This is a genomic window from Bifidobacterium sp. MSK.13.1 (assembly GCF_019131435.1).
Classification (GTDB): domain Bacteria; phylum Actinomycetota; class Actinomycetes; order Actinomycetales; family Bifidobacteriaceae; genus Bifidobacterium; species Bifidobacterium pseudocatenulatum.
Genome location: NZ_JAHOMM010000001.1, coordinates 658,319 through 670,051 on the forward strand (window position 1 = coordinate 658,319; position 11,733 = coordinate 670,051).

Sequence of the window (11,733 nt, forward strand, 5' to 3'; positions counted from 1 at the left end):
TTTAACCCACGAATATAAGAATTGACCTCACGATCTTGATTTTCAGTGAAAAATCGAAATCGTGAGGTCAATCCGAAAATCTGCAAATCAAAAAATCTGCAAATCACACGGCGTCGTGTTCGGGGGCCTTCTGTACGTCGGTCATCTTGTCGACGGTAACGCATCCCTCGAAGCTGTCGATCTCCTTGCCGGCGGTCGGCACCTTCTTCTGATTCTGCAGATTGTCGAAAGTCGCGCCAACCACAACGTCGATCAGCATATCCTCACGATCGTCCATCACCATCGTCGCGTCGGTGAAGTTGCTGTTCACCGTGTACGCCTGATTGATGGCGTTCTTGCCGAAGATGATCATCGTGCGTTCCACTTTGGAGCTGGTGTAGTTGCCGGCTGCCTGGGTGTTGAACTCGCGGTTCTGCAACGCGCTGCTGACGGCTTGCGCGAAGCCGGCGAATTCAGTGCCGTTGAGCACGCGCACGGTGATGTTGCGGTTTTCCACGTACTTGCCTTTGCTGCCGTCCTGTTCCTGTGCTGCGCAAGGGGCCTGCTGGCCGTAATTCGGCTGTACCGCGGCCGACTTGACATTGCCCAATCCTCCAACATGGAAGAAGAACAGCAGGGAAATCACCAATGCGATCGTCAAAATGGTGCCGGTGATGGTGAACACCACCTTTTGACGGCGGCGAATGTACTGTTTGCGCGCGGCGCGCTCGTCGTTAGCCTGAGTCATGTACGAGTCCTTCTCCAAAAATCGGTTGACTTCAACCTTACTGTTACGCGATGATATGCACAATCGGATGGGCCGGTGCCTTGGTGGCGATGATGCGGTCGACGCAACGGCTTTGTTGCCATGCCGACTGCACGGCGCGTGCCGCATCGTCGGTTGGCACGAATGCGATTACGGAAGGGCCGGATCCGGAGACGAACGCCTGCTTGGCGCCTGCCTGCAACGCTTCGTCGATCGCCTGTCCGCTGCGTGGATGCAGTGAGATCGACGCCTGTTGCAGATGATTGTTGTCGGTTGCGCCGGCGCCGATTTGGTCGAACATGGCATACACTTCCGGCGTGCGCAGTTCCGCCTGATACGCGCCGACCAGCAGACGGCCTGCAAAGCCCTGATCCGTCAGTTCCAGCACGGCGTCGCTGTTTTCGCTGAGTTGTTCGATCTGCTCGCCGAAGCCGGTGCCTCGCGCATAGCCTCCGGTCAGGCAGAACGGCATATCCGCGCCCAATGTGGCGGCAACCTGTTGCAACCGTTCAATGGACCAATCAAGATTCCATAGCGTGTTCAATGCCAGAATCGTGGCGGCCGCATCCGCGGAACCTCCTGCCATGCCCGCGCCAACGGGAATGCGTTTTTCGATGTTCAACGCCACATCCGGTTCATGGCCGCTCGCTTCGGCCATGGCGAACAGGGCGAGCACGGCATGGTTGCGTCGCATGTCGCTGCCGGAGGAGGCCAGATCGCCAAGATAGGCACCTTCAAGATTCAGGGAGAAACCGGATCCGGGCTTTTTGCGACTGGTGGTGACGGTGTCGTACACGCCGACGGCGCAGTAGATGGTGTCGAGCTCGTGTCGGCCACCCCATTCGCTGCGTGGCCTGCCTACGTGCAGGGTCAGATTCGTTTTCGCCGGGCAGTCCACGCTGACCGTGTTGATTGCGGTGTTGGTGTCGCTCATGCTTGCGACACCTCGCCCACGGCTCGTGCCAATGCCACGAATTCGTCGATGGCAAGCGTTTCGCCACGGCGCGTCGGATCGATGCCCGCCTGCTCGAACGCTTCGGAGGGCACGATCTTCTTCAACGCGGCATGCAGGGTTTTGCGCCTCTGGCCGAATGCGGCGTCGATAAGACGGAACACGTTTTCGCGGTCCACTACGGAACCGTCGGGATTGTTGGCCGAAGGCGTGTGCCCGCCCTCATATCGTTTGAACAGCACCAGCGCGGAATCCACATTCGGTGCCGGCCAGAACACATTGCGCCCGATAATGCCCACACGTTCCGCGGTACCATACCAAGCGAGCTTCACGCTTGGAGCGCCGTAGATCTTTGAACCGGGCTTTTCGCTCAGTCGGTCCGCGACTTCCTTCTGCACCATCACGAGGAACGTGCCGAGATTGTCGAAACGTTCCAGCAAGGTCAGCAGAATCGGCGTGGCCACGTTGTATGGCAGATTGGCGACCAGTGTAAACGAATCATCATTTTGGAAATCAGGCAGATTTTCCGGCGTCACGGTCAACGCATCGCGATTGACCACGCGGAAACGATCCACCGCATCCGGCATGAATTCGGCGATGGTGCCGGGCAGTCGTTCCGCAACGGGCGGGTCGATCTCCACGGCGGTCATCGTGGCGCCGGTTTCCAAAATCGCCAATGTCAGTGAACCGAGTCCAGGTCCGACTTCCAGCACATGATCGTCGGCGGTCACACCTGCCTCGCGCACGATACGACGAACCGTGCCCGGGTCGATTACGAAATTCTGCCCGAATTTTTTCGTCGGGCTGATACCGGCCTCGGCCGCGATACGCCGAATGTCGGCAGCCCCCAACAGGCGGCCTTGCGCGGTTTCGTCGGTTGCGTTGGTTTCGTTCGCGTGTTCTGTCATTACCTCATTATCCGTTCAACTGGTATGAAAAGTGTGCGCTGTTGCGTTTGCGTATTGTTGCGATCGGCGTTGTTTAATACCATCCGACCTGCTCGGAATGCTCCCATGCCTTCGACGGGCTGCCGTAGCGTTGCGCGATGTAGCTCAGGCCCCAGTCGATCTGCACGGCCGCATCGTCACGCCAGTTTGCGCCGAATGCCGCCATTTTGCTGCCAGGAAGCGACTGCGGGATGCCGTAGGCTCCGGAAGATGCGTTTTCCGCATACCACAGCCAGCTCGATTCACGCGTCCACAGTTTCACCAGATCGGTCCAGTTTTGCCCGGTCCAGCCATATTGCGCCGCGGCTCCGGCCGCGTAGGCCTGTGCCTGCGCGGGGGAGGGGTGATAGAGGCGGCATCCTGCCGAAGGATCGGAAGGTTGCGGTGTCGGGGTGGGCGTCGGATCCGGCGTGGGGGTCGGGTCCGGCGTTGGCGTGGGGGTCGGGTCTGGAGTTGGCGTCGGATCCGGGTCCGTTTTCGATCCGGAATCGTCCTTCTTGTTGTCGTCTGAATTATCCGTATTGCCGGAATTACTGTTCGAATCGTCTTTCTTGTCGGAATTATCGGAATTGTTGTTCTTGTTCGAATTGTCGTTCTTTCCGGAATTATCGGAATTGCCGGTATCTCCGGAATTGCCGGATCCGTCATCCGATCCCGAATCGTCGGAAGATGCTGCCGGTCCTACTGCGATAATCTGATCGAGGGCGATTTTCGTGGTCGTTTCGTTGGTCAGCGTCTCGCTTTCCTTCTCGCCGTCCACATACGTGACGTCGTACGTTTGCTGGATTTCGCCGTCCTCGCCTTCCTGCCTGACTACGACTTCGCCGGGCTGCAGGCTGGGATCGACGATGGTTTGCGTGCCGAAAGGCACCGCTTTCGTGCGTGTTTCCTCGCCGTGCGTCACGCGGCGGACGCGCAGGATCGTTTCGCCGTTGTCTTTTTCGACGCTGACGCGATCCTCCTTGTTCAGCGTGATGCCTTTGGAGTCAAGAATGGAGGCCGCCGGCAGTTTGCCATTCGGCGATTCGGAGCTTTGCCCGTCTGCGATGACGGTGACCGGCCCGTTTTGGTTGATGATCAGTCCGCCGGTGAGTTTGTTGTACACGTTGTCGATATTGACGGTGACTTTTGCCGCGTCTGCTTCGTTTTGTTCGAAGAATCCGATCAGCTGTTCGGCGCTGGTCGTCACTGTCCAGAAGGGCACTTCCTGCCCGTTGATGGTGATGGTGGTCTGGTAGGCGCTTCGTACCGTCACCACGTCATGGTTGCTCAGCATGCTGGTGGGGCTGGTGGATTCCACGAGATCATGCGTTTTGACCTTCACGCCGCGTTCCTGCAGCAGACGGTCGACGCTCATCGCGTATGTGGTTACGGTGGTGGTTTCGCCATCGATGGTCAGAGCCACGGTTTTGCGCGCGCCTACGCCGAATGCGAGCGTCGAGGCGAGCGTCAACGAGACCACGCATGCCGTCACTCGAACACGCCGAAGCGTCACGAATCTCCGGGGGGTCCACCTTCTTGTCATACATCCTCTTTCCAGCGACTGCCTACATCGCCGTCATTGTAACGGTCAGATCGGGACGAATGGCATGGTTTCCGCTGGCTTTATCTATACCGCCACATTTTCGAGGAAAAGGAGTAAAGAAAAAAGGGGGCAGGAGAGAAGGGGATGTCCTGCCCCCTGCCCGGACGAGGCAGGTTGGGGGAAGCCTCGTCCGGTCGCCAGAAGCCATAAGTTGGGGGAAGGCTTCTGGGTCACTTACCCATGGTAAGAGGTCAAAGCCCGTCAAAACGGGTTTCGAGCCTCCTGTCGGGATCGAACCGACGACCTGCCGCTTACAAGGCGGCCGCTCTGGCCATCTGAGCTAAGGAGGCTTGTGCCGCTTTCTAGCATAATGCATAAAAACGGCAACGATTGAATAGCATAACCAGCGTGCCCGATACCGTCAACTTGGAACTGCGCTTTGACTGGCACGCTGGCGAGTAGGGGGGTATAATTTTTCGATTATGAGGATTGCGTAGGGCTGATCACTCGCCAGTGGTGTTGGAGATCGGATCCTTGTCGGAGCCGATGGAGGGCATCACGCCTTCCTTGCCGATGTCGTCGGACTTGATTCCGATGGCCTCCAGCAGGCCTTCCTCAATGGTCTCCTGCGCAGTGCTCAACTGGTTCATATCCCAGAACTTGCCGTTGATGGTCACCGTTGGGGTGGTCATGCTGTCTTTGTAGGTTCCGGACGTGTTCCACAGTTCGGAGCGCTTCGGCGTATAGGTGTCGATGGCGTCAAGCCAATCCTGGTAGTCGCGGCCGAACGCCTTGTCCGCCACATCCTCGGAAACTCCCGAGGCGATCATCTGTTCCTTGATCTGATCGTCGCTGACGGACTTGTAATTCGAGCTTTCCTCAGGCTGGAAATCCTCGGCGTACATTTTTTCGAGGAAGGTGATCAGATGGCTCGGATCGCTGTCATGCTCGGCCAGATAGATCGCGGCATTCGCTGCGCGGCTTGAATAATCGTCGGTGGACCACTTGTCCATAAACGCCATGAAATGCAAATCAAGATTGATCTGACCCGCGTCGACCATCTTCTGCAGATCCTCATCAAGCTGGCGATGCAGATTGCCGCAGCCCGGGCACAGGAAATCCATGTAGATCGCAACAGTCGGTGCGCCTTCGACGGACTTGCCGTAGCCATCCTTCGAAATCAGCAATCCGCCCTTCTTATCGACGAGCTTAGGGGTGTTTTCGACTTGCTGCAGCTTGTCGTACGCTTCTTCCACGGTCTGGGTGGAAGCCTGCGTTTCGGTGTTCTTGTGCATGTTGTGATACACGGTGAACGCGCCGATCGCCACCAGGATCACCAGCACCGCCATCACGATGGCGCCGATGAGGGTCTGCTGCTTGCGCTCCTTCTCCATCTGTTCGGCGCGAGCCTTCATCTCCGCGGCCTCAGCGGCCCTACGCTCGGCGCGGCTGGCGCGCTTCTGCGCATCCTTACTGTTCTGGGCCATCCACATTCCTTTCGATGTTCACATCACGATGCTGTGCACCATAGTAGTGTGGGCACGCTATTGCTGAATGAAGTATTTCGTAAAAGCTCACGTTGCCATACTACGTGCGATTATCTGATGTTTTTCTGATGATTGCAAACGTTTGCCGATTTTTGATTTTCGCTGCGTATTTCGTGAGATGGCGTCACTACATATCGTACGATTCGGCAGTGGTGCCGGATTTCGGGCGGCCGCGCAATGCGCCGGCACCCAATCGCAGCACCAATGCTCCCGGAGCGAGGGCGCATACCAGCCAGCCGATGGCGCAGCAACCGGCCTGGGCGACGCCGCTTTGCGAAACCGGCCCTTCAATCCAGGTCGGCAGCGGAATCGTGAATCCGAATATCGACGTATCAACCATGGCAAACGGCAGTTGCAGCGTGACTGTGGCAATCGTCAATCCTAATGCGGCGATGACCGCCATGATCAGTGCGCGTGGCACCGCATAACCCAGCCCCTTGAGCACATGCCAAGGCAGCGTGGCGGCGCGGGCGAACCAGTCGGAAGCCCTGCGGCTGCCCCCACGGCGGCCTTCGCGTTCCAGCTGCGCCTCCATATTGAATCCAATGGTGGCGAGCAACCAGGCCAGCAGCGCGCCCGCGATCAGGGCGATCCATGGCGAGAACAGGCCGCATGCGGCCACAGGAATCGCCATCAGCACGCAGAGGGGCACGCCTCTGCCTAGCAGTTCGCCGCGTTGCACGTCGGCCGGATTCGGCGGCTGCAGTACACTCTGCGGCACGTTCGGGTTGAGCGGCGCGGCCGGAGTGACCGGTGCGGTTGGCACGGCAGATGTTTGCATGTCTTGTGGCTGCGCACTTTGCGCCATTTCAACCGATGCGTTCGGTATTACGGCAGGAGGCCGCTGGTTGGCGATGCGCTGCAATGCAGGTTTGATGGCCGGGTCGATCTGTGCGGCCTCTTGAGCGGGATTCCAAGCGTCCTGGACCGGCATCACCCGCGTGGATTGCGGTGTATCTTGCGGCAGCACACTGGTATCCCCACTATTGACAGGCAGCACGCGCGTGCCGGTGCCAAGAGGAATGGTTGCGGTATGCGCGTTGATATCCATGACCGAGGTGCCGACATCGGGCGCATCGGCAATAACGGTATCGGTTATGTCAGCAATAACGGTTGCGCCGATTGCCTGCGTGGCCTCAACGAATTGCGGCAAGGTGCGTGTGCCGATGGCGTCTTCTCCCGTCACATGGTCTAACGCCCGCCAAAGCATTCGTGGATTGTCGGGCGATCCATCAAAAGGGAGCATCGCCTCCGACCCGGCACTATCGGCGGCATCCGAAGTATTCCCCGAAATCCAAGCTTGCGGATTCAACGCATCCAACGCAATCGCCTGCAACAACTCGTCTGGAGTGCAACGTTTCGTACGATCCGGATCCAACGCCGAACGGAACGCGGCCATGGTCCCAGCCGGCAATCCCGCCAAATTCGCGCTTCCCGCGGCAGCACGCTCCAATACCGCCATCATCGGTTTCGTGCCGAACACCGGCTCGCCAGTGGCGGCAAACGCCAGCACGCTCGCCACCGACCACCAATCGCTCATCTCATCGGATTCGGCACCGTCGATGATTTCCGGCGCGATGAATCCAGGCGTGCCCATCACCAATCCGGTACGAGTCACATGACTTTCGCCCTCGCCCATGGCAATGCCGAAATCCACCAATACCGGTCCGGTATTCGACACCATCACATTCGTCGGTTTGATATCGCGGTGCACAATCCCGGCCGCATGCACAGCCTTCACCGCCTCGATCAGCTTGCGTCCCAACCGCTCCAGATCATCGCCCACATACCGGCCGTTGGCGCGCACGTCCTCACGCAAATTCTTGCCCTCGATCAGCTCGGTCACAATGAAGGCCAGAGCATCATCCAATTCCATATCCACAATGCCGCACACGCCGGGATGACGCACTTTCTGCAGTGCCATCGCCTCCCTGCGCAGGCGCTCGCGTGCGGTCAGCTGATCGCGGGAGCGTTCGCTGGACGCATCGTCCTCGGCAAGGGAATCGCGCAAAATTTTCATCGCATACTGGTGTCCGCCGTCATCGCGCACGCGCCAGACCGATCCCATCGCCCCCGATCCAAGCCGGGAAATCAACGTGTATCCGCCAACGAGGCTGCCTGCCTCCAGATTCAATGCGCTTAAGTCGCTCATGGCACCCATGGTACTTGCCTTACGTAAGTTGCCGCTGGAACAGCTCGCTGTAGTGTGCCGAAAATATCGCAGGAATTGCGATTATGGAGTTGGAAGCGCAATGAAGATCGATGATTTCCGCAATCAAGGCAAGGATGTTGCAACAATCTGCGGATGAGCGCACATTGTGCCAGATGCATGCGCGCAACGGGATTATATGTGCACGAATGGTAGTTTTACATGCGCAGGTGGTATGCAGATTATGCACGCGAAACGACAGGCTGGGAAAAATCAGGGTGCTTTTTTCGCGGATTTTGGTGAAATCGAAACATCGACATGAGGAAGTGTCTTCACTTCTGGAAATTGCGTGACGCGGGGCAGCGTTGCATGATTTCTGGTTTCGATGAGGAAATCGGAGCCTGCATGTCGTTTGGTTATGAGAATCAAGGAGGAGGCAGACCATGCTGCAAATCAACATGGCTGACGTCATGAACGTTATCGGTTCGTTGACGCCGTACCTGATTGCGATTGGCGTGCTATTTGTGCTCGCGCTGATCATTACTTTTGCCGTCAACAAGAAGACGGTGAAGGAAGTGGCGACCCGTAAGATCATCCACTCCGAGTCTTGGCTTGTGGCTTTGGTCGGCATTGTCGTCGCGGTTTCCATGATGCTGTCCGGTCCGCTGTCGACGCTGCTCAACAACGCGACCATCACCAAGTACATGCTGTCTGACACCACTGTTTCCAAGGCCAACGAGCTGGCCAAGGAAGTGCAGTCGGAAGCCATCACTATGCTGAAGAACGATGATTCCAACCTGCCGCTGGCTAACAAGAAGGTCAACGTGTTCGGTTGGGGCTCCACCAACCCGGTATACGGCGGCACCGGCTCCGGCTCCATGTCCGACCAGTATGACACCGTTTCCCTGCTTGATGGCATGAAGGAAGCCGGCATCGAGACCAACGCCGACCTGACCAAGCTGTACACCGATTACCGTGCAGATCGCCCAGTTGTTGGCATGTGGGCACAGGATTGGACCCTGCCTGAGGTTCCGGCCGACCAGTATTCCGATTCCCTGATCTCCGATGCCAAGAGCTTCTCCGATGAGGCTGTTGTAGTGCTCACCCGCGTCGGTGGCGAGGGCGCTGACCTTCCGATGAACATGAAGGCCGAAGGCATCACCTATGAGAACAACTCCAAGGATTACGAGGACTTCAAGGACGGCGAAAGCTTCCTGCAGCTGAGCCAGACCGAGCGCGATATGCTCGACCTGGTCACCAAGAACTTCAACAAGGTCACGCTCGTCTACAACGGCGCCAACACCTTCCAGTTCGACTTCCTGAACGACTATCCGCAGATCAAATCCGTCGTGTGGTGCCCGCCTGCAGGCCAGACCGGCTTCTCCGCACTCGGTGACGTGCTTGCCGGCGATACCAACCCGTCCGGCAAGACTTCTGACACCTTCCTGAAGGATCTCACCCAGTCGGTGTCTTACAACAACTTCGGCAAGTTCGAATACACCAACATGGAAGACAAGGCCGCCAAGTACACGGGCTTCACTGGTGACGAAGTCACCGCCATCCCGGGCTTTGTGAACTACTCCGAAGGCATCTATGTGGGCTACAAGTTCTATGAGACCGCAGCGGCCGAAGGTGCCATCGATTACGATTCCATGGTTGCATTCCCGTTCGGTTACGGTCTGAGCTACACCACCTTCGAGCAGAAGCTCAACGATGTGACGTACAAGGATGGCAAGGTCACCGTTGATGTGACCGTCACCAACACCGGCGACACCGCTGGCAAGGATGTTGTTGAGGTCTACTACAACCCGCCGTACACCGAAGGTGGCATCGAAAAGGCCAGTGCCAACCTGGTTGGCTTCGAGAAGACCGAGAAGCTTGAGCCGGGCGCTTCCGAGGACGTGACCGTCGAATTCGAAGACGATGACATGGCTTCCTATGATTACAAGAATGCCAAGGCATACGTGCTCGAAAAGGGCGATTACAACATCTCCATCAACTCCGACTCCCACACTGTGATCGGCTCCAAGAAGATCACCGTGGACGACACCATCACCTACGACTCCGATTCGAACACCCACAATGGCGACCAGACCGTGGCCACCAACCAGTTCGATGATGCTGCAGGCGATGTGACCTACCTGAGCCGTGCAGGACATTTCGCAAACTACAAGGAAGCCACCGCCGCTCCGACCAACTTCGAAATGTCTGATAAGGCAAAGGAAACCTTCTACAACAACACCAACTACGATCCGTCTCAGTTCAACGACGATTCCGACGAGATGCCGACCACCGGTACCAAGAATGGCCTCCGCCTGGCCGACATGTACGGCAAGGATTACGACGATGCTGATTGGGAGAAGCTGCTTGACGAGCTGACCTTCGACGATATGGACAACCTCATTGCCAACGGCGGCTACGGCACTCCGGCCGTCTCCTCCGTCGGCAAGATCCAGCTCACCGACGCTGACGGCCCGGCCTCGTTGAACAACAACTTCACTGGTGTTGGCTCCATCGGCTTCCCGGCTTCCACCGCATTCGCTTGCACTTGGAACAAGGATCTGGCCAAGCAGTTCGGCGAGATGATCGGCGATATGGCTCACGACATGCATGTTGCTGGTTGGTACGCTCCGGCTATGAACATCCACCGCAACGCATTCTCCGGCCGTACTTTCGAGTACTTCTCCGAGGATTCCCTGCTCTCCGGCGTCATGGCATCCAACGAGATCGCCGGCGCCAAGGAGAAGGGCGTGTACTCCTTCATGAAGCACTTCGCGCTGAACGATCAGGAAACCAAGCGTACTGAGATGCTCTGCACCTGGACCAACGAGCAGGCCATGCGTGAGATCTACCTCAAGCCGTTCGAGATGAGCGTGAAGGAAGGCGGCGCACAGGCCGTGATGAGCGCCTTCAACTACATCGGCAACACCTATGCCGGTGGCAACAACGTTCTGCTGAACACCGTGCTCCGTGACGAGTGGGGCTTCAAGGGCTTCGTCCTGACCGATTATTTCGGCGGCTACGGCTACCAGAACGGTGATCAGGAGATCCGTAACGGCAACGATTCCATGCTGGCTACCACCTCCATCACCAACCACATCACCGACAAGTCCGCAACCTCCGTGAAGGCCATGCGTACCGCCGCCCACAATATTCTGTACACCGCCGCCAACAGCTGGCAGTATGCAGACGGTGAGCCGAAGGTCGCCACCCCGATCTGGAAGACCGCCATGTACGTGGCTTGGGGCGTGACCGCAATCCTGGTGATCGCACTTGAGGCTCTGGCTATCAAGCGCTACATGGATCGCAAGAAGGCCAAGGCTGAGGTCACTGCCTGATCTCACTTCCTTCTCACAGGTCAAAACATAACTGAATAACAATTGAAACAGCGAGAGCCGTCGACTTCCCTGAGTCGGCGGCTCTTGTTGTATTTCAGCGTGCGTGCCGTCGCAAGTGCAGCCAGGTTTCATGCTTCTTCGCGTCTCTTTTGTATTTCTGTTCTTTCTGTTCCGCTGGAATCATGATTTGCGATTGCATTTGGGTATTCATCACATGGGAATGAGATGTATATGGGTATGACACGCCGTTTATAGTTTGTTTTTGGTTCATGTAGGCGTTGTCTTCGGGGTCTAGACTGGCTGTACGGCCGTTCGGAGGCCTTTTTCGACACGCCGAGGGATGTGTTTATTTGCAACGGTTTTAGGGTATCTTTGGAAGGGTCGATTTGCGTGATTGCCGGGGTTCGTGTAAATTGACTCTTCGCTGCCGCTCGGCGAGTGGTTCCCCGGTTGGGGTGCCTCGAGGCGGGTGAGCGGTGGTGGTTTGAGAACTCAAGAGCGTATTTGTACTACTTCTTTATAGTCAATGA

At 57.4% G+C, this 11,733-nt stretch carries 7 protein-coding genes and 1 tRNA gene; 1 reads left to right on the plus strand and 7 read right to left on the minus strand.

Annotated features, from left to right (window positions below):
• Positions 1–103 precede the first annotated feature (103 nt).
• The 7 genes from KSY55_RS02710 to KSY55_RS02740 form a co-directional block, all read right to left on the minus strand.
• Complete coding sequence (locus KSY55_RS02710) at positions 104–727, minus strand: LytR C-terminal domain-containing protein (protein ID WP_004222719.1); 624 nt, start codon at positions 725–727, stop codon at positions 104–106.
• Between the two features lie 43 nt (positions 728–770).
• Positions 771–1,679 (minus strand): 4-(cytidine 5'-diphospho)-2-C-methyl-D-erythritol kinase, encoded by a 909-nt coding sequence (locus KSY55_RS02715; protein ID WP_055062874.1) that lies wholly within the window; start codon positions 1,677–1,679, stop codon positions 771–773.
• Positions 1,676–2,605, minus strand: coding sequence for a 16S rRNA (adenine(1518)-N(6)/adenine(1519)-N(6))-dimethyltransferase RsmA (gene rsmA, locus KSY55_RS02720; protein ID WP_217749484.1), 930 nt, complete (start codon positions 2,603–2,605; stop codon positions 1,676–1,678). The genes KSY55_RS02715 and rsmA overlap by 4 nt, the downstream gene beginning before the upstream one ends.
• A gap of 73 nt (positions 2,606–2,678) precedes the next feature.
• A complete protein-coding gene (locus tag KSY55_RS02725; RefSeq protein ID WP_217749485.1) occupies positions 2,679–4,169 on the minus strand; it encodes a G5 domain-containing protein in 1,491 nt (496 codons plus the stop codon).
• A gap of 276 nt (positions 4,170–4,445) precedes the next feature.
• Positions 4,446–4,519 (minus strand) — tRNA-Thr (locus KSY55_RS02730).
• Positions 4,520–4,672: 153 nt separating this feature from the next.
• A complete protein-coding gene (locus KSY55_RS02735) occupies positions 4,673–5,656 on the minus strand; it encodes a thioredoxin domain-containing protein (protein WP_033524151.1) in 984 nt (327 codons plus the stop codon).
• A 187-nt stretch (positions 5,657–5,843) separates the two neighbouring features.
• Positions 5,844–7,877: a serine/threonine-protein kinase gene (locus KSY55_RS02740; protein ID WP_134862763.1), complete on the minus strand. Its 2,034-nt coding sequence runs from the start codon at positions 7,875–7,877 to the stop codon at positions 5,844–5,846.
• A gap of 431 nt (positions 7,878–8,308) precedes the next feature.
• Here KSY55_RS02740 and KSY55_RS02745 point away from each other — a divergent pair, with 431 nt between their 5' ends.
• Positions 8,309–11,203 (plus strand): glycoside hydrolase family 3 protein, encoded by a 2,895-nt coding sequence (locus tag KSY55_RS02745; protein WP_142421187.1) that lies wholly within the window; start codon positions 8,309–8,311, stop codon positions 11,201–11,203.
• Positions 11,204–11,733 lie beyond the last annotated feature (530 nt).